This is a genomic window from Kitasatospora sp. NPDC127035, from assembly GCF_042726075.1.
Taxonomy (GTDB): Bacteria; Actinomycetota; Actinomycetes; order Streptomycetales; family Streptomycetaceae; genus Kitasatospora.
The window spans coordinates 12,150-34,519 of sequence record NZ_JBHXDN010000089.1; the positions used below are offsets into that span (position 1 = coordinate 12,150).

Here is a 22,370-nt window from a genome sequence, read left to right on the forward strand (position 1 = left end):
GCTCGTGGCCGTGCTCGTGGCCGTGCTCGTGGCCGTGCTCGTTCGCCATGGGGACATCCTAGCCGAATAGCTTCCATGGAAGATATGTTGTCTTCCATGGAAGCCAGTTTCCGGTGGGTGCTGCTGACCGCCGTCGCGCCGGTGGCGTGGGGGGCGAACTACTTCGTCACCCGGGAGTACCTCCCGGCCGACCGCCCGCTCTGGGGCGCGGCCCTGCGCGCCTTGCCCGCCGGGCTGCTCCTGCTGGCGCTCCGCCCCCGGCGCCCGCGCGGAGCGTGGTGGTGGCGCTCGGCGCTGCTGGGGCTGCTCAACACGGCGAGCTTCTTCGTCCTGCTCTACGTCGCCTCCCAGTTGCTCGCCACCAGCGTCGCCTCCACCGTGATGGCGGCCTCCCCGCTGACGATGCTGCTGCTCGCCTGGGCGCTGACCGCCGCGCGCCCGGCCCGCGCCCACCTGGTCGGGGCGGTCGTCGGTCTGGGCGGGGTCTGCCTGATGCTGCTCACCCGGGCCGGGGCGGTGAGCCTGCCCGGCCTGGCCGCCTCGGCGGCGGCGATGCTGGTCTCCTCGCTCGGCTACGTGCTCGCCGGGCGGTGGCGGGACGGCGCCGACGTGCTCGCCACGACCGCGTGGCAGCTGGTGGCCGGCGGCCTGGTGCTCCTTCCGGTGGCGGCGGTGGCGGAGGGCGCGCCCGTCGTGCCGTCCGGCCGGGAACTGCTCGCCTTCGGCTACGTCGCGGTGGTGGCGACCGCGCTGGCGTTCGCGGTCTGGTTCGCCGGGCTGCGTCACCTGCCGGCCGGCACGGTCGGCCTGCTGGGCCTGCTCAACCCGCTGACCGGCGTGCTGCTCGGTACGGCGGTGGCGGGCGAGACGCTGGGGCCGCTGCAACTGGCGGGACTGGTACTGGTCCTGGCCGGTGTCGTGCTCGGACGGCCGCGCCGGGCGCCGACCGGAGCGGTGCCTGCCGGAGCGGTGCCGACCGGAGCGGGGCCTGCCGTGGAGGAGGGCGGCGAGCCGGCAGGCGGTCGGCCGGGGGGTGTTGGCCGGTCGGCGCCGGGGCGGGAGGTCCGCCGGCAGGAACGCTGACGGGGCGGGGACGACGCGGCCCCGGCCCGGGCCGCGTCCTCCGGGGGTGGGAGGAGCGGCGCCGGGCCGGGGCCGTCGGTGCCGGTGTCTGACCGGGTGGGATCAGGCGCCGGGCGGCGTCACGTAGCCGGAGATCTTCCAGTTCTTCGTGCCGCCCGTGGCGGTGCGCGGGTTGATGTGGCGGTGGGTCACCTTGTTGCTCACGTTGCCCTCGACGGTGTCGAGGGTGCCGTCGCGGTTCACCGAGACCACCACGCCGACGTGGCCGCCGCGCGCGTAGGCCGGCGGGCCGTAGACGACGAGGTCGCCGGGCTTGGGCGAGCCGGTGTGGAAGAGGTGGTGCTCCTGCCCCCACTTGCCGACCCCGCGCCCGAGCAGGGTGGTCGGGCCGTTCTTCACCCCGGCCTGCCGCCAGGTCCACTCGGCGAACGCCGCGCACCAGGAGGTGTTGCGGCAGGTCTGGCCCTTTCCGGTGAGGTACTTCTGGCAGGCCGAGCTGCTCTCGGTGACCCCGATCTGGCCGCGCGCGGCGGCCACGATCCGGTCCCGGAGGGTAGCCGCCGCCGGCGCGGCCGCACCCTCCCGCAGCTCGGCGGAGCCGGCCCCGGTGGCGAGGTCCGCGACGTCGGTGGTGACGGCGGCGGCCGGCGCGGTCGGGAGGGTGAGCGCGTCCGCCGCGCCGGTCCCGGTGAGCGCCGCCGCCGCCAGGGCGGCGACGGCGACGGTGCGGCCCGCACGCTGCTTGAAGGCGGCGAGCGTGAGGTGACGGTTGGTGTGCATCCGTGACTCCTTCGAGTGCATTCCCGCTCCCCGGACGGCATGCGGCGGCCCGGGTACGGGAGGGGGTGGGTGTTCGCCGGGGTTCCTCACCGGCTGGTCATCAGCGTTGCACGGCCGGGGCGCGGACTTCTACGCTGCGCGATCAGCTGGTTACTCATTCGTATGCGGTCCGGATATGCATCGCGCTGATCTGCGGATATGCACAGGGCCGAGGCAGAGGGGAGCGGACGGATGCCGGACACGGGAGTCATCGGGGCGGGTGCGGAGGGCGACGGAGCGGTCCCGTCGGCCCGGGTGGAGCTGGCGCGGACCCTGCGCGGCTGGCGCACCCGGGCCGGCGAGCTGCCGCAGAAGACGGTGGCCCGGCGGCTCGGCGTCGCCCAGACGACGGTGTCGCGCTACGAGAGTTCCGACGGGCGGTACCCGGCGCCGGAGCCGGCGATCCGCGCGCTCTGGTCGTGTTACCGGCTCGCCGCGGAGGACCTCGACGCGGCGCTCGCCCTGCGCGCCCGGGTGGACGAGGAGCTCCGCTCCGGGACACCGGGCGGTGTTCCGGAGGAACGTGTCGGGCCCGTCCGGGGGCCGAAGGTGCCGCTGCCGGGCGGTTCGGCCGGTTCCGGCGGTCCCGACGGCGCGGTCGGTGTTCCCGCGCCGGTCGGCGCCGCACCGGCCCGCGACGCCCGGGCCGGTGCCGTTACCGGTGGCACCGCACCGTCCGACGCCCCGCCGGCGGACCGGCCCCGGCACTGGGTGGCCTGGTCGGCGGGGGCGGCAGCCGCACTGGCGGGCGTGGTCGCGGGGGGTCTGCTCGTCCACCATCTGCTCGGTCCGGCGCCGTCCGGTCCGGAGGGCGGGGCCCGCGCGCTCCCGCCGGCCGCCGCCTCGGCGGCCCCCGGGCGGGCCGCCTCCGGACCGGTGACCCCGCCCGCGCAGGCCGGGGCGGTCGCGGGTGCCACCGCGACCGCCACCTGCCGTGCCGACAGCTGCGTGCACACCGAGCCGAACAGCACCGTCTGCATGAACGACGCCGTCACCACCGCGCAGGGCCGGGACTTCGGCGTCCACGTGGAGCTCCGCTACAGCCCCGGATGCCGGGCGGCCTGGGCCAGGATCTCGGGCAGCTCGCCGGGCGACCGCGTCCAGGTGTTCGGCCGGGAGGGGACGCCGCCCGACCAGGAGGAGTACCGGCAGCAGACCGGCCGCACCGCGCACACCCAGATGGTGCGGTCGGCCGGCCCCACCGACGCCCGGGCCTGCGCGATCATCGACGCGCGCGGCACGGTCTGCGCCGGCGAGCCCCCCACCCCGGCGCCGTCGTGACGGCGGGCCGGTGCTCCGCCGGGCGGCCCGGGAGGTGGCGCCGGTTCACCGCGTCCCCGCCTCCGCTCCCCCGCGCGGCCCCGGTGGCGGCCGGTCGGTCGGGGCCGCGGGCAGCGAGCGCAGGCGGACCACCGGGGAGAGGACCAGCCCGACCACCACCACCGCCGACCCGGCCGCCGCCATGCGCAGCGCGCTCTCGGCGCCCACCCGCCCGGCCAGCAGCCCGGCGGAGAGCCCGCCGAGCGCGCCGCCGCCGAAGAGCAGGGTGCGGAACGCCGCGGTCATCCGGCCCATCATCGACTGCGGGGTCAGCGACTGGCGCAGGCTGACGATGACCACCCCGGCGACCCCCAGACCCAGGTAGCTGGTGAAGAAGGATAGCGCGCAGAGCGCGATCACCGACGGCCGCGGCCCGGCGGCGACGGCGGCCAGGACCGGGCCGAGCAGCAGCGCCGACTGGGCCACCAGATAGACCCGGCCGAGCGGGAACCGCACGATGACCCGCCGCGAGAGCAGCGCGCCGGTCAGCCCGCCCACCGAGGCGGTGGTGAGGACCCCGCCGAGGGCGGCCGGGCCGAGCCGCAGGTCGTGGGTGCCGTGGAGCAGGAACAGCGTCCAGACCGAGACCATGGAGAAGTTGCAGCAGAACCCGATCAGTGCGAGCGACCGCAGCACGCCGTTGCGGAACACCTGGCCCAGGCCGTCCCGCAGCTCGGTGAGCAGGTGCCGTTCGGCGGCCGGGGCCGGTCGCGGCTCCCGGGTGCGGATCAGCAGCAGCGAGACGAGCGACACCGCGTACGAGCAGGCGTCGACCACCAGCGCGACCGGCGCGGTGAGCGCCGAGACCAGGGCGCCGGCCAGCCCCGGGCCGGCGACCTCGGCGGCCGAGCTGCTGACACCCAACCGGGCGCTCGCCTCCACGCAGCGCTCGGGGCTCCGGACCAGCACCGGCACGTACGACATCCAGCTCACGTCGAACGCCACCGAGGCGATGCCGACCGCGCAGGCGATCACCAGGAGCACCGGCAGGTTCAGGACGTGCCACCACGAGAGCAGCGGGACGAGGGCGAGCAGGACCAGCCGGACCAGGTTGGCACCCAGCATGACCGGCCGCCGCCGTACGCGGTCGGTCCAGACCCCGATCAGCAGCGCCAGCCCGAGGTAGGGGGCGAGCTGGAGGAAGCGGAGCAGCCCGACCTGTTCGTCGCTTGCGCCGAAGGCGTGGATGGCGGTCAGCGGCAGGGCCAGGTTGGTGACCTGGGTGCCGAGCAGCGAGACCGTTTCGCCGACCCGGAAGCGGTGGAAGTCGCGGTCGAGCCGGAGGTTCTCGGCCGGAACGCCCGCGGACGGCGCCGTTGATGTCGTTGATGTCGTTGATGTCGCGGCGGTCGTGGCCGTTGCCGAGCTCGTCGGAACGCCCGTCATCGTCCGGTCACCGCGCCCGTTCCGGACGCCGCTGCCGCGGCGGGCCCGCCGCGGAGCAGCCTGCCGACGCTCTCGGCCACCTCGTCGACCTCCTCCTCGGTGTTGTAGTAGTGCGGCGACAGGCGCAGGCACCACTCCACGTCCTTGTCGGCGAAGTCGAACTGCGCGAACTCGCGGAAACTGAGGGCGGAGTTGACGGCCCGGGCGTCCAGCGCCGCCTTGAACGCCCCGGCCTCCCAGCCCGGCACGGCGAAGGTCACCAGCGCGGCGGGCGCCGGCCCGCCGTCGAGCAGGCGGACACCGGGGAGTTCCGCGAGCCGTTCGCGGAGCGCGGCGGCGAGCGCCGGGGTCCGCCGGGCGACCGCCGCCGGGCCGACCCGCAGCGCGTAGCGGACGGCGGCGGCGCTGCCGAGCACGGTCGCGTAGGGGAACTCCCACTCCTCGAACCGGGCCGCCGTGTCCACCGGCCGGTACTCGCCGGGCGCCGTCCAGCGGGCGCCGTGCATGTCGATGAACAGCGGCTCGTACCCGGCCCGGAGGACTCGCTCGGAGGCGTACAGGAAGCCCGAACCACGGGGCCCGCGCAGGAACTTGCGACAGGTCGCGGTGAGCAGGTCGCAGCCGATCTCCTCGACGTCGATCTCGTACTGGCCGACGGACTGGCAGGCGTCGACCAGGTAGAGCAGGTCGAGTTCCCGGCAGTGCCGGCCGATCTCGGCGACCGGCTGGACGAGTCCGGAGTTGGTGGGGACGTGGGTGGCGGCGACCAGCCGGGGCCGCCGGCCGCGCATCAGGGCGGCCATCGCCGCGACGTCGACCCCGCTGCCGTCCGGGTGGTCCGGGGCGTGCACGATCTCGACGCCGAAGCGGCGGCGCAGCGCGAGGAAGGCGATCTGGTTCGAGACGAAGTCGTTGCGGGTGGTGAGGACGATGTCGCCGGGCCGGAAGTCGACGGCGGAGAGGGCCTTGGCGTAGGCGTGGGTGGCGCTGCCGGCGAAGGCGATCGTGTCGGGGCCGGCGTTGATCAGCTCGGCGACCGAGGCGTGGAAGTCGGCGACCTCGGCGGCACGGGCGGCGGAGGCCTCGTACCCGCCGACGGTGGCCTCCAGCCGGAGGTGGTCGACCATCGCCCGGAGCACCGGACGGGGCATCAGGCCGCAGCCGGCGTTGTTGAAGTGGATCACGGACTCGCAGCCGGGCGTGTCGGCCCGCAGTGCGGCGAGGTCGAACGGCGCGGCGAGGTCGAGCGGCTGCCCGGCGGGTCCGGACGGCCCGGTCGGGGGCTTCCCACCGGAGAGCGGTTCCGGGGAGGAGGGGAAAGCGCTATTGTTGTTCTTCATGTCCGACGGTAGCAGTACTGGCGCACTCGTGGGGATCCTTCGCCGGGAGGTCGCCGGTCTCCCGCCGGGCGCCCGGCTGCCCAGCAGCCGCGACCTGATCGCCCGCCACGGCGTCGGGCCGGTCACCGTCTCCCGCGCGATCGCCCAACTGGCCGCCGAGGGACTGGTGGTGACCCGTCCCGGGAGCGGGACCTTCGTCGCCGTCCGTCGCTCCCGCCCCGGCAGCCAGGCGCCCGACACCTCCTGGCAGGCCGTCGCCCTGGCCGGCCGTCCGCAGGCGCCGGGCGGCGACCCCGGAGCCGAGCCCGGAGGGACCGACGACACGTCGGCCACGGCGCCGGCCGGAACGATCAGTCTCGCCGGCGGATACCTGCACGAGAACCTCCAGCCCGTCCGGGCACTCGGCGCCGCCCTGGCGCGCGCCGCCCGCCGACCCGACGCGTGGCGCCGCGCGCCCGCCGTCGGCCTCGCGCCGCTGCGCGCGATCCTCGCCCGCCAGGCCGGACCGGGGGTCCGCCCCGAGGACGTGCTGGTCACCGGCGGCGGCCAGGGCGCGCTCTCCATGCTCTTCCGGGCGATCGCGGCGCCCGACAGCCCCGTCCTCGTCGAGTCGCCCACCTACCCCGGCGCGCTCGCCGCCGCCCGCGCCGCCGGGCTGCGCCCCGTCCCCGTCCCGATCGACGAGGACGGCCTGCGCCCCGACCTGCTGGCCGACGCCTTCGCCATGACCGGCGCCCGGCTCCTCTACTGCCAGCCGACCTTCCACAACCCCACCGGCACCGTGCTCCCCCCGGACCGCCGCCGCCAGATCGTCGACGTCGCCCGCGCCGCCGGAGCCTTCCTGATCGAGGACGACTTCGCCCGCCACCTCGGCCACGGCCGCCCCGTGCCTCCGCCGCTGGTCGCCGACGACCGCGACGGCACGGTCGTCCACCTCACCTCGCTCACCAAGCCCGCCTCGCCCAGCCTGCGGATCGGTGCGCTGATCGCCCGGGGCCCGGTCATGGGCCGGCTGCGCGGCATGCGGCTGGTCGACGACTTCTTCGTCGCCCGCCCGCTCCAGGAGGCCGCCGTCGAGCTGCTCTCCACCCCCGCCTGGGACCGCCACCTGCGCACGCTCGGCACGGCGCTGGGCGAACGCTGCGCCGTCCTGTCCGGCGCGCTCGCCCAGGACCTCCCCGACTGGGTACCCGTCCGGATCCCGGCCGGTGGGCTCCACCTCTGGCTGAGGCTGCCGGAGCCGCTCGCGGACGGTGCGGTCGCCGACGCCACCCGGGTGGCCGGCGTCGCGGTCAACGCGGGCCGGCGCTACTTCCCGGCCGAGCCGCCCGCCGCCCACCTGCGGCTCGGCTTCGCGGCGGCCGCGGACCAGGCCGATCTCGTCGAGGCCGTGCGCCGGCTGGCCGCCGCCGTCGTGCGGTGACCGGAGCGCGGTGATCGCGAGCACGCTGCCCGGCGCCGGTGCGGCGACGCCGACCGGTGAACAGCGGTGCGCGGGAAGTCAGTTCCCCCGGGGGCGGCCCGGGCGTGCCCGGGGCGGGCGGTCCGGCCGGAGAGCGGCCGACCCTCACCGCCGGTCAGGCGCGGCAGCGCAGCATCTCGAGCGGCGGGTACGCGAGGAGGTCCGCCCAGAACTCCTCGCCGAACGCGCGGACACCGGCCTCGGACACCCGCAGCGGAACCCGCCCGAGCTCACGGAACCCGGCCGCCCGCAGGCACTCCTCGTAGACCTCCCGGCGCGGCGCCGTGCTCACGACGCTGATCGGCCGCGGGTCCAGGAGGGCCGTGATCCGCACCCGTGGGTCCGTCCCGCTCTCTTCGCCGCTCGCTTCGCAGCGGAACCCGTACGTGTCCAGGGACGGACAGTCGAACCGGTAGTCGGGCTTCTGGGCGAGCACGAAGAACTCCCCGCCCGGCACCACGCTCCGGTGGACGGCGCGGCACATCCGCTCCATCGCCGCGACGTCCTCGGCCTGCACGCTCACGTGCCGCCCCCTCCTGTGCGTCCTGTTGCGCGGCCACGGCTGCCCTCCGGGTTCCGGAGGGCAGCCGGGTCGCGGTCGTGGCGCAGAGTCTTCTCCACCACGGCCGGCCGTCGTACTGGCAGATGACACGAAGATGCCCGCCGGGTGACGCGGGGTCAGCCGCGGATCGACCGACTCCGCCGCGCCCGACCCGGAGGAGGGCCGCCGCCGGAAAACCCGGTGACCGGCGGGTGGTCGACTCCCTACACTCGGGCACGCAACAGCGCGCCGACCCGCTCCGGGTGGTGGTGCGCACCGTGACGAGTCGAGGGAGGCCGGTCGTGCGTTACCGCACCGCTGTCGTCGTCCCCTCGTCCCGGTACGAGGTGATCCTGGTGTCCTCGTGCGCCCGGTGCCCGCTGCGCGGCCGGCACCGGACTCCCGCGACGCACGCCTGACACCGGGCCGTCCACCGGACGCCCGGGCCCCGCTCCCGGGGCCGCCGCCCCGAGCCGTCTCCCGGCCGGGCCGCCGTCCGTGCCGTCGCCGCAATCGCGCCGCCCCTTTCCAGGAATACCCCGAAAGGCACCGGGCCATGCGCACCGACGTCCGCCACCTCACCGGCACCACCGGCACCACCGGCACCACCCACACCACCGGCCTTCCCGCCGTCCGCACCCTCCGCAACCTGGGCATCCTCGCCCACGTGGACGCCGGCAAGACCACCGTCACCGAGCGGATCCTCTTCCTGACCGGCACCATCCACAAGCGCGGCGAGGTCCACGAGGGCACCGCCTTCACCGACTGCCACCCGCAGGAACGCGAACGGGGCATCACCATCTCGGCCGCGGCGGTCAGTTGCACCTGGGACGGCCACCGGATCAACCTGATCGACACCCCCGGGCACGTCGACTTCGCCGACGAGGTCGAGCGTTCGCTCCGGGTCCTGGACGGGGCGGTCGCGGTCTTCGACGCCGTCGCGGGCGTGGAGCCGCAGAGCGAGTCCGTCTGGCGCCAGGCCGACCGGCACGGCGTGCCGCGCATCGCCTTCGTCAACAAGCTCGACCGCGCGGGCGCCGACCTCGACGCGGCGGTCGCCTCCATCCGGGAGCGGCTGCACCCCGCGCCGCTCGCCGTCCAGCTGCCGATCGGGTGCGAGGACGGTTTCGTCGGCGTGGTCGACCTGCTGACGATGCGTGCCCTGACCTGGGACGACGGCCCCGAGGGAGACGGCTACCGGGAGGGTCCGGTACCGGAGGGACTGCTGGCCGAGGCCGGGCGCCGCCGCCGGCAGCTGGACGAGACGGTGGCCGGGCTCCATCCGGGCGCGTTGGAGGAGTACTGCGAGCACGCGGCGCTCTCCGCCGCGACGCTGGCCGGTGCGCTGCGCGACCTCACCCGCAGTGGTGAGGCCGTGGTGGTGCTGTGCGGTTCGGCCTACCGCAACCGGGGGATCGAGCCGCTGCTGTCGGCCGTCGTCGCCTACCTGCCGTCGCCGCTGGACGTACCGGCGGTGCGCGGCAACCCGGTGGGGACGTCCGCCGGCACCCGGGCCGCCGCCACCGCGGGCTCCGGCGAGGAGGAGCGGCCTGCGGACCCGGACGGTCCGCTCACCGCGCTGGTGTTCAAGGTGACCGTCAGCTCCACCGGCCGGCTCACCTACCTGCGCGTCTACGCGGGCACGTTGCGCCAGGGGGACACCGTGCTGGACGCGGGCAGCGGCCGCACCGAGCGGATCGCCCGGATCCTGCGGGTCCAGGCCGACCGCCGGACCGAGGTCGGCACGGCCGTCGCGGGCGACATCGTCGCGGTGGTCGGCGTCAAGGCGGCGCGCGCCGGAGCGACCCTCTGCGCACCCGCGGCGCCCCTGGTCCTGGAACCGACGGTCGCGGCGGAACCGGTGGTCACGGTGGCCGTCGAGGCCAGGCGGTCCGTCGACTCCGACCGGCTCGCCACCGCCCTCGCCCGGCTGGCGGAGGAGGATCCGTCCCTGGTCGTCCGTACCGACCCGGAGACCGGGCAGCGCGTGCTGTCCGGCCTGGGCGAACTGCACCTGGAGGTGGCAGTGGAGAGGATCCGCCGGGAGCAGGGGCTGGAGGTGAGCGTCGGGCGCCCGCAGGTCTCCCACCGGGAGACCGTCGGGCGCGGCGTCTCCGGCCTGGTCTACCGGCACGTCAAACAGGACGGCGGCGCAGGCCAGTTCGCGCACGTCGTGCTCGACGTGGCGCCGCTCGACGTGGATCCGGCCGGGGCGGCGGGGCCGGACGGCGGGGCGGTGGAGGGCTTCGTGTTCGCGTCCGCCGTCACGGGCGGCCGGGTACCGAGGGAGTACGTCCAGGCGGTCGAGGCAGGCTGCCGCGACGCGCTCGCCGACGGACCGCTCGGCGGCCATCCGGTCACGGGGCTGCAGGTCACCCTGACCGACGGGGCCACCCACCCGAAGGACTCCTCGGACCTGGCGTTCCGCACCGCCGGCCGGCTCGCCCTGCGCGAGGCGCTGCGCGCCTCCCGCATGGTGCTGCTGGAACCGGTCGCCGAGGTGACGGTGACGGTGCCGCAGGAGGCCGTCGGCGCCGTGCTCGGTGACCTCGCCGCCCGTCGCGGCCGGGTCCAGGGCTCCGCTCCGCGGGGCGGCGCGGCGGTCGTGACGGCGGTCGTGCCGCTGGCCGAGCTCTTCGGCTACGCGACCGGTCTGCGCAGCCGGACCCAGGGCCGGGGCACGTTCACCACCCGGCCCGCCGGGTACGCCCCGGCGCCGGCGGCCAGGTAAGCCGGTCCGGTCGGGCCCGCCCCGCAGGGCGGGCCCGGCCGGGGGCCGGGGGCCGCAGAGGGCGCCGGCGGTTCAGGGCAGGCGGCGGGCCAGCCCGGGGTGGTCGAGGACCAGGCCGTGCCCGTCCAAGAGCAGGTCGCCGGTGTGGTCCCCGCACCGGTACCGGACGGTCACGGCCTCCCCGGCGCCGGCCTCCGTGCCCTCCCCGGCCGGGAGCAGGTGGGTGTAGGTCTGGGGGGAGGGGTGCACCGTCAGTCCGGGCACCCGGACCCGGGCCATCAGGAAGTCCTGCTCACCCGGTCTCCGGTGCAGCCGGTGACGGAGCACCGGCATGGTGGCGGTGAGCGGGGAGAGGCTGAGGTCGCAGTCGAGCGCCCCGTTCAGCTCCGGACGGTGCACGCCGTTCACCGTCCACCGTCCGCCCTCCTGCCGCAGGTCCAACTCCCGCTCACCGTCTGCCGATTCGGCACGCACCCGGAGCCGCCGGGTGATCCAGGCGGGGCCGGCCTCCAGCTCGTAGCTCAGCCAGTACGGCGCCGGTACCGTGCCGACGACACGGCCGCGGGCGTGCAGCTCGCCGTCGCCGAGCCCGACCCACGCGGTCTCCACGCCGCGACTCCCGGCCACCCGCCAGGTGGGGACGAGGTGAGTGATCATGGCCGCCACCGTACTCCCCGGACGACCTCCGGCCCGTGGACGGCGGCCCGTCGCGTGCGGCGGAACCGCAGGGCCGAGCGTGATCGTCCAGGAGGCGGGTGCTGCGGACGGGGCCGTGCGCGGGAGGGCGCGTGCGGGCATCGGGACACCGACCGTTCGGGGAGCGGGGATCGCATGGACCGGGCGGCGCACGGCTGGCCGGAGGCGCTCGACGGCACGCGGTGGCCCGACCCGCCGGCCGGCGCGACCCGGCTGACGGAGGAGCCCGGCGAGGCCCGGGCCCGGGGGGCCGCCCCGTAGGCCCGGAAACCGGCCCTGACCTGCGCGTCCTTCCGTGGTGGGGCCGGGGTGAACGGCTAGCGTGGCCGGGCGGCCGGGCCCGGCCGCCCGGCGCCGAAGGCGCCGCACCCACCACGAGGGACGGGCAGGCATGCAGTTCGACGACCAGGGGGACCTCGACACTTCGCAGGTGAGCGACCGGCGCGGCATCCCCGGCGGGAAGGTCGCCGTCGGGGGCGGCGCGGCCGGTCTGATCGCCGTCCTGATCGCCGTGCTGTTCGGTGTCGACCCGAGCGTCCTCGGTCTCTCGGACGGCACGGAGGGGAGCGGCGGGGCCGCGCGGGCCACGACGGCCGGCGAGGTGCAGCAGGTCTGCCGGACCGGTGCCGACGCCAACCGCCGGCAGGACTGCCGGATCGTCGCCGTGACCAACAGCCTCCAGGAGTACTGGGGCGGCGAACTGCCCCGCCTCGGGTCCGCCTACCGTCCGGCCGAGACGGTCCTGTTCACCGACCGGGTCTCCACCGCCTGCGGCGCGGCGAGTTCCGCCGTCGGCCCGTTCTACTGTCCCGCGGACCTCCGCGCCTACTTCGACCTCGGGTTCTTCTCCGACCTCTCCACCCGTTTCGGCGCCCGCGGCGGCCCGTTCGCCGAGGCGTACGTGGTGGCCCACGAGTACGGCCACCACATCCAGAACCTCACCGGGACGATGCAGAAGGTCGGCCGGGACCGGCAGGGGCAGAACAGCGGCTCCGTCAAGCTCGAACTCCAGGCCGACTGCTACGCCGGCGTCTGGGCCCACCACGCCACCACCACACCGCAGGCGTCCACCGGCCGGCCGCTGATCAGCACGCTGACCGACCAGGACATCGCACAGGGGCTGGACGCGGCGGCGGCCGTCGGTGACGACCGGATCCAGCAGCAGGCGACCGGCCGGATCGACCCGGACACCTGGACCCACGGCTCCGCCGACCAGCGCAGGGCCTGGTTCACCACCGGCTACCGCACCGGCGACCCGGCCCGCTGCGACACCTTCGCCGCGCAGCGCTGACCCGTGCCGCCTGCGGGGCCCCGCCGGGGCCACCCTGTCATCCGTCAGGGACCGCTGCCGCCGGGCCCTTCCTACGCTGCTGAGCACTGGCCGGGCACCGGCCGGACAGGCCGTACCGGCCGCACCAGAGGGAGATCCACCATGCGCAAGATCCTGCACGCCGTCGCCGCGCTCGCTCTCGCGGCCGCCGCCGCCACGGCCATGGGCAGCTCCGGCGCCCAGGCCGCCGACGGTTCGTGGGACGGCTGTCCGTACGGGGCCGTCTGCATCTACGGGGAGGGTGCCAGCACGAGCACCCCGCCGACCGACGTCTTCTACAGCTACGGCGCCCACAACCTCCGCAACCAGACCGGATGGCACTGGGTGCTCAACAACCAGTCCGGCGGCGCGCACTCCCACCTGTGCACGGGCTACAACGGTGCCGGGTGCGGCTACGACATCGCCGCGCAGGCCGGCGTCTACGCCGACCTCACCCCGGTCAACTCCATCACCCTCGACCGTCCCTGACCCCCTGCCCGGCCGCGGGTCCCCGCCCGACCCGCCCGACCCGTCCCACCCCGCCCGACCTCGGTGGCCGCCGGAATTCCTCCGGCGGCCACCGCCGCGCGTACCGGGGTGACAGCATGGGCGGATGTCGGCCGGACGGGTCACGAGGGCCGGTGGGCCCGGGGGAGGGGTCGGGTGCGCGAGTTCGTCTACCTGTCGGAGACCAAGCTGTCGCAGTTCCGGTCGGACCGATCCCCGGTTCCGGTGCCCGGCGCGGTCGGCCTGACCACGCCGTTCGGCGGCGTCGAGGTCACCGCACGGGGGCCGGACGCCGAGCGGCTCCGGCGGCGGAAGCTCAGGCAGGTGGAGAAGTACCTGGCCGCGCAGGCCGACTGGTTCACCGCTCCGGGGCTGCGGCCGGGCCGGTGGGTCCGCTACGAGGCGCCGCTGCGGGTGGTCACCCTCCGGGGCTCGCACCAGGACCTGGTCCTGTTCGTCGATCCGGCGCCCGGCGAGGACCCGGAGTACGACCGCGAGTCGGACGGCCGGCTGCTGCTGCACGGCTCCGCGCACCACCTGGTCGGCGGCCCGCCGCCGGCCGTCGACGGACCTTCGCTCGGCTACCACCCCGGGGCCGAGACCTCGGGCGGCTCCTTCGTCCGGACCGTGGTCGGCGAGGTGGTCCGGGCCCTGGAGCTGGAACTGGCCCTGGAGAACGGTGCGTCCGCCGGGGCCGGTGGGTCGGCCGCGCTGCCGGGTCCCGGTGTGCGGGACCTGCTGCGCTCGCTGGACCTGACCGGGCCCGAGGTCTCCACCGCCGCCCGGGTGGCCGGCTACGCCCGCGTCACCGCGGTGCTCCCCGCGACCGATGCCGTGCCGCAGTGCCTCGTCGCCAGCCCGCTCGGGGTGGAGTACCACTCCGGTCCACGCTGAGCCCTCCCTGTCCCGGGCCGCGTCCTTCCCGGCCGCGTGCCCCGGCCCACGCCGAGCGGACGGCTCGGGAGGGTCGGGGCGGGGCCGCCGGCGCGGCGGTGACGGAGGCCGGGGCGGCGTTCAGTACGCCACGGTGAACCTGCTGCGGAGGTGGGCGGGGTGCTCGGCCTCGTCGAGCAGGGCGACGGCGAGGTCCTCCATCGAGATGGCCGAGGTACCGGCGGCGTCGACCACGAGCTCGTCCCGGCCCAGTCGGTAGCGGCCGGTGCGCTCGCCGGGTTCGAGGAGGGCGGCGGGGCTGAGGTACGTCCAGTCGACCCCGGCGTCGGCGCGGTACAGGTCGAGCTGTTCGCGGCAGGCGTCGGCGATGGGACGCCAGGCGGCGGGGAAGCCGGGGTCGTCGACGACGGTCCTGCCGTCGCCGCCGGGCAGGGCGAGGCTGCCGGCGCCGCCGACGACCAGCAGCCGCACGCCGGTTCCGGTCAGGCCGGCGAGCAGGCCCTCGGTGGCGACGGCCAGTTCGTCCTCGTGGCCGGGCGCCGGACGGGTGGCCGTGATCAGCACGTCCTGGTCGGCGGCGAGCCGGCGGACGTCCTCGGGGTCGCGGGCGTCGCCACCGGCGATGACGGCCGACGGTGGGAGCCGGTGCGGGCGGGCGGGGTCGCGCAGGACGGCGGTGACCCGGTGCCCGCGGGCGAGGGCCTCGGTCACGACCCGGCTGCCGACGTTGCCGTTCGCGCCGAACACGGTGATGCGCATGGGAGTTCTCCTGGAAGGTCCGGGAAGGGGAGGGAAGGGTACGAGGCGGTGACGGAACCGGGGCGGTCCGGCGTTCAGGCGGTCCGGTGCCGGGTCCGGGCGGGCGCGCGGTCCACGGCCTCGGGCGGCGCCCCGGCGGCCCCGGCGGGCGGTGCCTCCGCCGCGGCCTTCGGCGCGGTGCCCGACCGCTGGGTCTGGGCGGCGACCAGCGAGCCGAGCACGATCAGCGCGCCGAGGGCCTGGACGGGCGAGAGGTCCTGGCCGAGGACGAGCCAGCCGAGCGCGGTGGCGACGACCGGGCTGAGCAGGCCGAGGAAGGTGACGGAGGTCGGCGGCAGGGCGCGGATGCCGCGGAACCAGAGCGCGTACGCGACGGCCGCGCCGATCAGGCTCAGGTAGCCGTAGCCGAGCAGGTTGGCGCCGGTGAGGTGGGACGGCGGCGGGCCCTCGACGAACAGGGTGACCGGGAGCAGCAGGAGTCCGCCTGCGGTGAGCTGCCAGCCGGTGACGGCGAGCAGCGGGGCCGGTGAGGTCCAGCGCTTGGAGAGGACGACGCCGGTGGCCATGACCACCGCGCCGCCGAGCGCGGCGGCGATGCCCAGGGCGTCCAGTCGGGCGTTGGCCCGCAGCACGAGCAGGCTGACGCCCGCCACGCCGGCGATGCCGGAGAGCAGGGTGCGCAGCGAGATGCGGTCGCCGAGCAGGACGGCCGACAGGCCGGCGGCGATCAGCGGTTGGACGGCGCCGACGGTGGCCGCGACTCCGCCGGGCAGCCGGTAGGCGGCGACGAAGAGCAGGGCGAAGAAGGCGCCGATGTTGAGTGCGCCCAGGACGAGGGAGCGCCACCACCAGCTGCCTTTCGGGAGCTTCCGGGTGAGGGCCAGGAGGAGCAGTCCGGCGGGCAGGGCCCGGAGCACTCCGGCGAGGAGCGGGCGGTCGGGCGGCAGGAGTTCGGTCGTGACGAGGTAGGTGGAGCCCCAGATGGCAGGGGCCAGGGCGGTGATCAGCACGATGGCGAGGCGATTCCTTAGCACTAAGCAAACATATCTCAGCGCTAAGGCATCTGGAGCGGGGTGCAGGCGCTCGATGGCTGTGAGCTATCTCACCACTAAGGAATCGCCTAGGCTGGGGATCGTGGCAGAGCACGCAGAACACCCAGAACACGCGCAGCGCACCGCTCACGCGGACCGTGCGGCGCAGTCCGACCACGTGGACCGGGTCGTGGGGCAGTGGGGCGCGGAGCGGCCCGACCTCGACGTCTCGCCGATGGCGGTGATCGGACGCCTCAACCGCCTCTCCCGGCTGATCGACGCCGAGCTGAAGCGCACCTTCGCCCTGCACGGCCTGGACTTCGCCTCCTTCGACGTCCTCGCGACGCTCCGGCGCAGCGGCCCGCCCTACCGCCTCACCCCGACCGGCCTGATGCAGTGCGCGATGGTCACGTCGGGCGCGATCAGTCAGCGTCTCGACCGCCTGGAGGCCCGGGGGCTGGTCACCCGGACCCCGAGCGGTTCGGACGGGCGCAGCCGCGAGGTGGCGCTCACCGAGGAGGGGCACGCCCTGATCGACCGCGCCCTCCCCGACCACCTCGCCACCGAGCGCCGGATCCTCGCCGGGCTGGACGCGACGCAGACCGCCGCGCTGATCGACGCCCTGCGCACCCTGCTCGCCGCCCTCGGTGACCACCCGGAGTGAGACCGGTCGGGGTGGGACCGCCGGAGTGAGACCGCCCCGGGTGAGACCACCCGGAGCGGGACCGCCCGGCGCGGCCGGCCTGTGGGCGGCCCACCCCGGGCCGGCCGCGCCGGCTACGGGTTGACCGCCACCGCCTTGAAGAACGTGTAGTGGAACGTCCCGCCCGGCTCGGCCGTGCGGCGGAGGTCGGCGGCGCCCCGGTCGAACGCCTCGCCCGTGGTCAGACCGGCCGCGACCGCCTCGTCGCGCACCGACTCGACCATGGCGACGAAGGTGCGCCGGGTGAACCCCTCCATCAGCTCCGGGCGGCCGCCGTCCGCGTAGACGGTGCGCGGGGCGACCGAGACGTCCCGGAAACCGGCGCCGGTCAGCAGGGGATGGAGCTGCCGGCCGAGCAGGCCGTCGCCGCCCGCGTCCGCCTGGAGCCTGACGAGGTGGCCGACGACCGCGTCGGCCGCCGCGCTGCGCGGGTGGAAGAAGGCGGAGCCGTGGTCCCCCTCGATCACCGTGACCGTGCCGCCGGGACGCAGGACGCGGCGCAGCGCCGCCAGGGCCGCCGCCGGGTCCGCGAGGTGCTCCAGCACGAAGCAGACGAAGAGGTGGTCGAAGCTGCCGTCCGCGAACGGCAGGTGGTGCAGGTCCCCGTGGTGCCACGTGACGTGCGCGCCGGGCGCCGCCGCCGCCACGCGGGCGCGTGCCTCGGCGAGCGAGTCCGCCGACAGGTCGGTGGCCGTCAGCAGCGCGTCCGGGCTGGTGGCCAGCAGGTGCACCGTCTGCGCCCCGACGCCGCACCCGGCCTCCAGCACCCGGCTGCCCGGCGGGTAGGCGGTGCCGGTGTGGAGCAGTTCGGCGAGGGAGTCGGCCTGGTCGCCGAGCCGCCGGGCCTCGGCGGGGGAGTAGCCGTGCACGTAGGCCGGGTCGACGGCGCCGGTGCCGTCGGCGTGCCGGCCGGTCGAGTCCGGCCGGGCGGTGGTCGGGCCGATCGGCTCGGTCCGGTCGGTCCGGTCGGTCCGGTCGGTCGGGGTGGTCGCGGTCGCCGGTGTGCTGCTCGTCGTCGTCATGCCCCCACCCTCACGGCACAATGGACCCGTGAACAGGTCCAATGATCAGCCCATGGACAGGTCCAAAGAAGCCGGTGCGGACTTCCTCCAGCTCGACCCGCGGGAGGCCCCGGCCGGTGGACTCGCCGACTGGCTGGCCCACCGGCTCCGCCGGGCCGTCACCGACGGCCGGCTCCCGGTCGGCAGCCGGCTGCCCGCCACCCGCGTGCTCGCGGCCGACCTGCGGGTCTCGCGGGGCGTCGTGACGGACGCCTACCGGCGCCTCGCGGAGGAGGGCCGGGTCGCGGGGCGGGGGAGGGGCGGCACGGTCGTGGTCGATCCGCTGGCCCCGCCCGCGCGTGCGGGCGCGGGGGCGTCCGCCCGCCCGCGGACCGGCACCGCCGCCCCGGTCGCCTCCGCCGCCCCGGCCGGGCCGGTACCGGTACCGCCGTCGGCGCCGGAGCGCGAACCCGAGCGCCCGACCCTGTTCGACGGCGCGCCCGTCCCCGCCAGCTTCGACGGCCTGCGCGCCGCACCCTCCCGGATCGACCTCACACCGGGCGTCCCCGACCTCGCCGCGTTCCCCCGTACCGCCTGGCTCCGGGCCGAGCGGGCGGTCCTCGCCGGCCTCGCCGCCGACGAGTTCGGCTACGGCGACCCGCGCGGCACCCCCGCGCTCCGCCACGCCGTCGCCCGCTGGCTGGGCCGCAACCGGGGCATCCACGCCGACCCCGACGACGTCATCGTCGTCGCCGGCGCGGCCCAGGCGCTCGCGCTGGTGGGCGAGGTGCTCCGTGCGGACGGTCTCGACGTCGTCGCCGTGGAGGACCCGGGCTCGCTCGGCACCCGCCAGCACCTCCGCCACCGGATCACCGCCACCCCTCCCGTCCCGGTCGACGCCGACGGCATCCGGGTCGACGCGCTGCGGGCCACCGGGGCGCGCGCCGTGCTGCTCACACCCGCCCACCAGTTCCCGACGGGGGTGGTGCTCGGCGGTGCCCGGCGGCGGGAGCTGCTCCAGTGGGCCGCGGACGGCGGGCTCGTGATCGAGGACGACTACGACGCCGAGCACCGCTACGACCGCCCGCCGGTGCCGGCGCTCCACGGCGTCCTCCCCGACCGGGTCCTCTACCTGGGCAGTGTCTCCAAGCTCCTCGCCCCCGCCCTGCGGACCGGCTGGATGCTCGCGCCCGCCCGCTACCGGGACCGGCTGATCGACGCCAAACGCCTCGCCGACCTCGGGAACGCCGCGCTGCCGCAGCTCGTCCTCGCCCGGCTGATGGAATCGGGTGAGCTGGAGCGCCACCTGCGGCTGCTGCGCCCCCGCCACCGGCGCCGCCGCGACGCGATGGTCGCCGCCATCGGCACCCACCTCCCCGGCGCGGTCGTGCACGGCGCCGCCGCCGGACTGCACCTGCTGCTCACCTTCCCGGGCGGCCTCGCCTGCACCGACACCGAACTGGCCACGGCGGCGCTCGCCCACGGCGTCAAGCTGCAGCCGCTCTCCTGGCACGCCCGGCTGCCGCACCCGCCGGGGCTCGTCCTCGGCTACGCGGCCGGCACGCCCGGCGAGATCGAGGAGGGGGTGGCCGTCCTCGGACGGCTGCTCCGGGAGGCGGAGTGACCGCTCCCGGGGGGAGGCTGCTGGTGTCGCACCGGGTCGGCCGCGCAGCCGAGGACGAGCGTCCGGGCGCGGCCGGCCCGGCCCGGCGACCTGCCGTGTGCGGCCGTCACGATCCGCCGTACGCGGTGGTCACGCCGTGCCCGGCAACCGCACCGACCCCGCCGAGCGCATCGAGATCGCCGAACCCCTGACCTAGGGAGGCCGGATGCCGACGCCCCGCAGCACGGTCCGCGTCACGGTCCTGGCTCTGCTGCTGACCGCCCTGTCCACGGTCGTGCCGGCCGTCCGGCCCGGTCCGGTCCGCAGCGTCCCGCCGCCGAGCCCCGCCGTCGAGCGGGCGGCACCCATGGCGGATGCCGCCGTGGAGCCGGTTTCCACGGAGAGGACCACACCAGTGCGCACCACCGATTCCCGCACGCTCGCCGGACGGCGGGTCGTCTACTCCTATCCCGGGCCGATCCCGCCGCCCGCCCTGCTCCAGACCGTCCGGGAGGGCCGGGCGGCCGGCGTCATCCTGTTCAAGGAGAACGCCGCCTCCCCGGCCCAGCTCCAGGCCGCCGTCCGGCAGTTGAGCCAGGCGGCGGCCGAGGCCCCGGGCGGGTCCCCGCTCCTGCTGATGACCGACCAGGAGGGCGGCAAGATCCGCCGGCTCCCCGGTGCGCCCGAACTCTCGGCCCGCCGGACCGGACTGGCCGCCGATCCGCCGGCCGAAGCCGCCCGGTCGGGCACCGGAGCGGCGCAGACCCTCGCGGCCGCCGGCCTGAACGTCAACCTCGCACCCGTCCTCGACGTCTACGACGCCCCCGACAACTTCATCGACCACCACGAGCGCTCCTACAGCCAGGACCCCGCCGTGGTCGGCGAGTTGGGGGCGGCCTACCTCGCCGCGCAGCAGGCCCTCGGGGTGGCGGCCACCGCCAAGCACTTCCCCGGTCTGGGCGCCGCGGCCCGTGAGGAGAACACCGACGAGCGCCCTGTCACCCTGCCCGTCTCGCTCGTCGACCTGCGGGAGCGCGGCCTGGCGCCGTACCGGGCGGCGATCGCCGCCGGCGTCCGTCTGGTGATGACCTCCTGGGCCGTCTACCCCGCCCTCGACCCCGGCCGCCCGGCCGGTCTCTCGTCCGTCGTCGTCCAGGGGGAACTGCGCGCCCGGCTCGGCTTCGAGGGCGTCACCGTCACCGATGCCCTGGAGGCCGGGGCGCTCGCCGCCTTCGGCGACACCGCCGCCCGGACCCTCGCCGCCGCCGAGGCGGGGATGGACCTCCTGCTCTGCTCGGCGCGCGACGTGCACCAGGGCGACGCGGCGGCCCAGGCCCTCGCCGCCGCCCTCGACGACGGCCGCCTCGACCGCGCCGCCTTCACGGAGGCCGTCGGCCGGGTGGACGCCCTGCGGACCTCGCTCGCTGCTCCCTGACCACCGGTCACCGCACCGCCGCACCGCCGCACCGCCGCGCCCGGACGGCCCGGTGGCGGGCTCACCCGTCGCCCAGCAGCTCGCGCAGGTCCAGGATGCGGTACCCGTGGCTGCGGACCGCGTCGATGATCAGGGGGAGGGCCTCGGCGTCCAGGCAGCGGCGGTCGGCGGCGGGCGCGTCCTCCGCACTGCCGACGTGGAGCTGGAGGAGAGCGCCCGGCGTGAGAGCCGCCATGGCGCGCTCGACCACCCGGCTGATCGTCATGCCACCCGACACGCCGAGGTAGCCGTTGGTGTCGGTGGTGAATTCGAGGTCGGCGAAGCCGAGGGCGTTGACCCCGGCGATCGCCTCCGGGGTGGTCTCGCTGTAGGGGAATCGGAAGAACGGCAGCGGTTCGGCCCCCGCCGCGGCGCGGATCGCGGCGTCGGCGCGCAGCACCTCCGCACGGGCCCGGTCGGGCCGGAGGCCGGTGAAGTGCGGGTGGCTGTAGGAGTGGTTGCCGAGGCCGTGGCCCGCCGCGGCGACGGCGCGCACGGCGCCCGGGTGCTGCTCGGCGTACTGGCCGGTGGGGAAGAAGGTCGCGGGTGCGGACCGGTCGCGCAGGGTGGCCAGGACGGCGGCGAGGCCGGTCTCGTCCCAGGCCGCGTTGAAGGTGAGCGCCACGACCCGCTCCTCGACGGGGAGCCGGCGGACCTCCTGGCCGAGGAGGGTCGGCGGTGCCGGAGCCGCCACCGCCGACCCCAGGGTGGCGAGGGTGGCGAGGGTGGCGAGAAGGCTGGCGCGAAAGGTGGTGAGGGTGGCGCGAAGACGGTGCACGTCCGATCAACACGCGCCGACCCAAAGCGGAAACGAACGGACACGGAGGGTCATCCGGATGGCAGGCTTGCGGCCGTGACTGTGCACCCACTCGTACACGAGATCGCTGACGCCTATCTGTCCCTGGTCGACGCAGCCGCACCCGGGCTGGTCGAGGGCCTCTACCTGACCGGCTCGACCGCTCTGGACGACTTCCACCCCGAGCGGAGCGACATCGACTTCGTGGCGGTGTCCGCCGATCCGGTCGGCGTGGACCAGCTCGCCGGGTTGGAGCGGGCCCACGCCCTGCTCGCGGCCAAGTACCCGCGACCGTTCTTCGACGGGCCCTACCTGACCTGGGACGAGCTGGCGGGTGCGCCCTCGCAGGCCGCGCCGGGTCCGCACGCGTTCGAGGGGAAGGTCCGTCACCGGGTGCGGTCCGACCGCAATCCGGTGCTCTGGCACACGCTCGCGCACCACGGCGTGACGCTCTGCGGACCGCGCGCCCAGGAGCTGATGATCGACACCGACCCGGGGGAGCTGGCCCTCTGGACGGCGGGGAACCTGGGCGAGTACTGGCGCCCGTGGTGGCGGCGGGCCTCCCGGCTGACCACGAGACCGGGGCTGGCCTGCCTCGGCGGGCAGGGGCCGGCCTGGGGCGTGCTGGGGGTGAGCCGGCTGCACTACACGCTGGCGACCGGGCGGATCACGTCGAAGCGCGGAGCGGGTGAGTACGCCCGGGAGGCCTTCGACGGCCGGTGGCACCGGATCGTGGACGAGTGCCTGCGGGTCCGCGAGGGCCGTCGGCACCGCTCGCTCTACCCGAACCCGTTCGTCCGGCGGGCGCACGCCCTCGCGTACATGGACATGGCGATCGAGAGCGCGCAGGGGCTGGGCGCCGGGCGGCTGCCCCTGGGGTAGCGGCCCGGCGGCTGGGGCCGGCCGGCAGGGCCC

At 76.1% G+C, this 22,370-nt stretch carries 21 protein-coding genes; 12 read left to right on the forward strand and 9 right to left on the reverse strand.

The genetic code is table 11. The annotated features are described in order from the left end of the window. Positions 1-96 precede the first annotated feature (96 nt). Complete coding sequence (locus tag ACFWIC_RS36845) at positions 97-1,083, forward strand: EamA family transporter (RefSeq protein ID WP_380521289.1); 987 nt, start codon at positions 97-99, stop codon at positions 1,081-1,083. A gap of 102 nt (positions 1,084-1,185) precedes the next feature. On the opposite strand, the gene ACFWIC_RS36850 is transcribed toward ACFWIC_RS36845, so the two are convergent. Beyond that, positions 1,186-1,863, reverse strand: a complete 678-nt coding sequence (locus tag ACFWIC_RS36850) for a CHAP domain-containing protein (RefSeq protein WP_329881292.1) — start codon at positions 1,861-1,863, stop codon at positions 1,186-1,188. A 231-nt stretch (positions 1,864-2,094) separates the two neighbouring features. Here ACFWIC_RS36850 and ACFWIC_RS36855 point away from each other — a divergent pair, with 231 nt between their 5' ends. Next, positions 2,095-3,183 carry a DUF2690 domain-containing protein gene (locus ACFWIC_RS36855; RefSeq protein ID WP_380521292.1) on the forward strand — a complete coding sequence of 363 codons (1,089 nt, stop codon included), beginning with the start codon at positions 2,095-2,097 and terminating at the stop codon, positions 3,181-3,183. A 45-nt stretch (positions 3,184-3,228) separates the two neighbouring features. Here the strand turns inward: ACFWIC_RS36855 and ACFWIC_RS36860 are convergent, their stop codons facing one another. After that, positions 3,229-4,608 carry an MFS transporter gene (locus tag ACFWIC_RS36860; protein ID WP_380521293.1) on the reverse strand — a complete coding sequence of 460 codons (1,380 nt, stop codon included), beginning with the start codon at positions 4,606-4,608 and terminating at the stop codon, positions 3,229-3,231. Continuing rightward, complete coding sequence (locus ACFWIC_RS36865) at positions 4,605-5,948, reverse strand: aminotransferase class V-fold PLP-dependent enzyme (RefSeq protein WP_380521294.1); 1,344 nt, start codon at positions 5,946-5,948, stop codon at positions 4,605-4,607. Before ACFWIC_RS36865 ends, ACFWIC_RS36860 begins: the two co-directional genes overlap by 4 nt. On the opposite strand from ACFWIC_RS36865, the gene ACFWIC_RS36870 reads away from it, so the two are divergent. Continuing rightward, the gene (locus tag ACFWIC_RS36870; protein WP_380521296.1) at positions 5,947-7,371 is read left to right on the forward strand and encodes a PLP-dependent aminotransferase family protein; all 1,425 of its coding nucleotides are present in this window, start codon (positions 5,947-5,949) and stop codon (positions 7,369-7,371) included. The two genes, ACFWIC_RS36865 and ACFWIC_RS36870, sit on opposite strands and share 2 nt — an antisense overlap. Positions 7,372-7,525: 154 nt before the next feature. Here the strand turns inward: ACFWIC_RS36870 and ACFWIC_RS36875 are convergent, their stop codons facing one another. Next, positions 7,526-7,933, reverse strand: a complete 408-nt coding sequence (locus ACFWIC_RS36875) for a hypothetical protein (protein WP_380360218.1) — start codon at positions 7,931-7,933, stop codon at positions 7,526-7,528. Positions 7,934-8,507: 574 nt separating this feature from the next. On the opposite strand from ACFWIC_RS36875, the gene fusA reads away from it, so the two are divergent. Beyond that, positions 8,508-10,682: an elongation factor G gene (gene fusA / locus ACFWIC_RS36880; RefSeq protein ID WP_380521298.1), complete on the forward strand. Its 2,175-nt coding sequence runs from the start codon at positions 8,508-8,510 to the stop codon at positions 10,680-10,682. A gap of 72 nt (positions 10,683-10,754) precedes the next feature. On the opposite strand, the gene ACFWIC_RS36885 is transcribed toward fusA, so the two are convergent. Further along, positions 10,755-11,339, reverse strand: coding sequence for a putative glycolipid-binding domain-containing protein (locus tag ACFWIC_RS36885; protein ID WP_380521300.1), 585 nt, complete (start codon positions 11,337-11,339; stop codon positions 10,755-10,757). A 174-nt stretch (positions 11,340-11,513) separates the two neighbouring features. Between ACFWIC_RS36885 and ACFWIC_RS36890 the strand changes: the two genes are divergently transcribed. From ACFWIC_RS36890 to ACFWIC_RS36905, 4 genes are all read left to right on the forward strand, one after another. Continuing rightward, on the forward strand, positions 11,514-11,639 hold the full coding sequence (locus tag ACFWIC_RS36890; protein WP_380521302.1) for a hypothetical protein: 126 nt from the start codon (positions 11,514-11,516) through the stop codon (positions 11,637-11,639). Positions 11,640-11,769: 130 nt separating this feature from the next. Then, positions 11,770-12,669, forward strand: a complete 900-nt coding sequence (locus tag ACFWIC_RS36895) for a neutral zinc metallopeptidase (RefSeq protein WP_329881284.1) — start codon at positions 11,770-11,772, stop codon at positions 12,667-12,669. Positions 12,670-12,810: 141 nt separating this feature from the next. Beyond that, a complete protein-coding gene (locus ACFWIC_RS36900; protein ID WP_380521303.1) occupies positions 12,811-13,176 on the forward strand; it encodes a hypothetical protein in 366 nt (121 codons plus the stop codon). 174 nt (positions 13,177-13,350) lie between these two features. Further along, a complete protein-coding gene (locus ACFWIC_RS36905; RefSeq protein WP_380521304.1) occupies positions 13,351-14,088 on the forward strand; it encodes an SAVMC3_10250 family protein in 738 nt (245 codons plus the stop codon). 120 nt (positions 14,089-14,208) lie between these two features. On the opposite strand, the gene ACFWIC_RS36910 is transcribed toward ACFWIC_RS36905, so the two are convergent. Continuing rightward, positions 14,209-14,847, reverse strand: a complete 639-nt coding sequence (locus tag ACFWIC_RS36910) for an NAD(P)H-binding protein (protein ID WP_329951879.1) — start codon at positions 14,845-14,847, stop codon at positions 14,209-14,211. A 74-nt stretch (positions 14,848-14,921) separates the two neighbouring features. After that, on the reverse strand, positions 14,922-15,881 hold the full coding sequence (locus tag ACFWIC_RS36915; protein WP_329881280.1) for an EamA family transporter: 960 nt from the start codon (positions 15,879-15,881) through the stop codon (positions 14,922-14,924). Positions 15,882-15,981: 100 nt separating this feature from the next. On the opposite strand from ACFWIC_RS36915, the gene ACFWIC_RS36920 reads away from it, so the two are divergent. Further along, positions 15,982-16,542 (forward strand): MarR family transcriptional regulator, encoded by a 561-nt coding sequence (locus tag ACFWIC_RS36920; RefSeq protein ID WP_329951877.1) that lies wholly within the window; start codon positions 15,982-15,984, stop codon positions 16,540-16,542. Between the two features lie 113 nt (positions 16,543-16,655). Here ACFWIC_RS36920 and ACFWIC_RS36925 read toward each other — a convergent pair whose 3' ends face one another. Continuing rightward, positions 16,656-17,603: a methyltransferase domain-containing protein gene (locus tag ACFWIC_RS36925; RefSeq protein ID WP_380360205.1), complete on the reverse strand. Its 948-nt coding sequence runs from the start codon at positions 17,601-17,603 to the stop codon at positions 16,656-16,658. Between the two features lie 52 nt (positions 17,604-17,655). Here ACFWIC_RS36925 and ACFWIC_RS36930 point away from each other — a divergent pair, with 52 nt between their 5' ends. Both ACFWIC_RS36930 and ACFWIC_RS36935 read left to right on the forward strand, forming a co-directional pair. Beyond that, positions 17,656-19,206 (forward strand): PLP-dependent aminotransferase family protein, encoded by a 1,551-nt coding sequence (locus ACFWIC_RS36930; RefSeq protein WP_380521306.1) that lies wholly within the window; start codon positions 17,656-17,658, stop codon positions 19,204-19,206. Between the two features lie 205 nt (positions 19,207-19,411). After that, positions 19,412-20,620, forward strand: a complete 1,209-nt coding sequence (locus tag ACFWIC_RS36935; protein ID WP_380521307.1) for a glycoside hydrolase family 3 N-terminal domain-containing protein — start codon at positions 19,412-19,414, stop codon at positions 20,618-20,620. 61 nt (positions 20,621-20,681) lie between these two features. Here ACFWIC_RS36935 and ACFWIC_RS36940 read toward each other — a convergent pair whose 3' ends face one another. Further along, positions 20,682-21,437 carry a polysaccharide deacetylase family protein gene (locus ACFWIC_RS36940; RefSeq protein WP_355408260.1) on the reverse strand — a complete coding sequence of 252 codons (756 nt, stop codon included), beginning with the start codon at positions 21,435-21,437 and terminating at the stop codon, positions 20,682-20,684. A 75-nt stretch (positions 21,438-21,512) separates the two neighbouring features. On the opposite strand from ACFWIC_RS36940, the gene ACFWIC_RS36945 reads away from it, so the two are divergent. Continuing rightward, on the forward strand, positions 21,513-22,337 hold the full coding sequence (locus ACFWIC_RS36945) for an aminoglycoside adenylyltransferase domain-containing protein (protein WP_329951872.1): 825 nt from the start codon (positions 21,513-21,515) through the stop codon (positions 22,335-22,337). Positions 22,338-22,370 lie beyond the last annotated feature (33 nt).

Excerpts from the sequence above, each read along its gene's own strand:
- ACFWIC_RS36845 (WP_380521289.1), top strand. The coding sequence starts at position 97 with ATGGAAGCCAGTTTCCGGTGGGTGCTGCTGACCGCCGTCGCGCCGGTG.
- ACFWIC_RS36850 (WP_329881292.1), bottom strand. The coding sequence starts at position 1,863 with ATGCACACCAACCGTCACCTCACGCTCGCCGCCTTCAAGCAGCGTGCG.
- ACFWIC_RS36855 (WP_380521292.1), top strand. The coding sequence starts at position 2,095 with ATGCCGGACACGGGAGTCATCGGGGCGGGTGCGGAGGGCGACGGAGCG.
- ACFWIC_RS36860 (WP_380521293.1), bottom strand. The coding sequence starts at position 4,608 with ATGACGGGCGTTCCGACGAGCTCGGCAACGGCCACGACCGCCGCGACA.
- ACFWIC_RS36870 (WP_380521296.1), top strand. The coding sequence starts at position 5,947 with ATGTCCGACGGTAGCAGTACTGGCGCACTCGTGGGGATCCTTCGCCGG.
- ACFWIC_RS36865 (WP_380521294.1), bottom strand. The coding sequence starts at position 5,948 with ATGAAGAACAACAATAGCGCTTTCCCCTCCTCCCCGGAACCGCTCTCC.
- fusA (WP_380521298.1), top strand. The coding sequence starts at position 8,508 with ATGCGCACCGACGTCCGCCACCTCACCGGCACCACCGGCACCACCGGC.
- ACFWIC_RS36885 (WP_380521300.1), bottom strand. The coding sequence starts at position 11,339 with ATGATCACTCACCTCGTCCCCACCTGGCGGGTGGCCGGGAGTCGCGGC.
- ACFWIC_RS36890 (WP_380521302.1), top strand. The coding sequence starts at position 11,514 with ATGGACCGGGCGGCGCACGGCTGGCCGGAGGCGCTCGACGGCACGCGG.
- ACFWIC_RS36895 (WP_329881284.1), top strand. The coding sequence starts at position 11,770 with ATGCAGTTCGACGACCAGGGGGACCTCGACACTTCGCAGGTGAGCGAC.
- ACFWIC_RS36900 (WP_380521303.1), top strand. The coding sequence starts at position 12,811 with ATGCGCAAGATCCTGCACGCCGTCGCCGCGCTCGCTCTCGCGGCCGCC.
- ACFWIC_RS36910 (WP_329951879.1), bottom strand. The coding sequence starts at position 14,847 with ATGCGCATCACCGTGTTCGGCGCGAACGGCAACGTCGGCAGCCGGGTC.
- ACFWIC_RS36925 (WP_380360205.1), bottom strand. The coding sequence starts at position 17,603 with ATGACGACGACGAGCAGCACACCGGCGACCGCGACCACCCCGACCGAC.
- ACFWIC_RS36930 (WP_380521306.1), top strand. The coding sequence starts at position 17,656 with ATGGACAGGTCCAAAGAAGCCGGTGCGGACTTCCTCCAGCTCGACCCG.
- ACFWIC_RS36935 (WP_380521307.1), top strand. The coding sequence starts at position 19,412 with ATGCCGACGCCCCGCAGCACGGTCCGCGTCACGGTCCTGGCTCTGCTG.